Origin of the sequence: Corallococcus sp. AB049A, from assembly GCF_003668885.1 — a bacterium.
Lineage (GTDB): Bacteria > Myxococcota > Myxococcia > Myxococcales > Myxococcaceae > Corallococcus > Corallococcus interemptor.
Genome location: NZ_RAWL01001503.1, coordinates 1 through 379, shown reverse-complemented (window position 1 = coordinate 379; position 379 = coordinate 1). Strand labels below are relative to the sequence as shown.

Annotated in this window: 2 protein-coding genes; both read left to right on the top strand. The window is 66.8% G+C overall.

All coding sequences use genetic code 11. The features are described from left to right. Positions 1–191: hypothetical protein (locus D7X55_RS42745; RefSeq protein WP_233610504.1), on the top strand; the 191-nt coding region annotated here is incomplete at its 5' end. Beyond that, the coding region (locus D7X55_RS42740) for a hypothetical protein (protein WP_199747525.1) at positions 175–379 on the top strand (205 nt) is incomplete at its 3' end. The genes D7X55_RS42745 and D7X55_RS42740, both read left to right, overlap by 17 nt.

The following is a 379-nucleotide window of genomic DNA, read 5'->3' as shown; positions in this document are numbered from 1 at the left end:
ACTCGTCACGCTCGGTGATCGCGCAGGTCAAGCCACTGGTGCCATCCCAGCACATGGCGGGCATCGCCGAGGCGTTTGACGGCCTCTCCGGCATCCCGATGATCGGGACGCTGAGCAGGCTTGATCCCGGTTACATCGCGCCCGACGTGGTGCCTGTCGACAAGTTGCCTGCCTATGCGCCGTCGCGTTGACCTGCTGGCGGCACTGGCCGCGCTGCTGTTCGCCTGGCCTGCGCTGGCCGCGTCCTGGCCGGACATTCCCGAGCCCGAGGGCGCGCAGAGCGAGTGGGTGGCCAAGGACATGCTCTACAACGGCCTGCCCATGCGCATCTCGCGCTTCACGTCCGCATTGCCGGTGTCGTCCATCGTCAGCTACTACA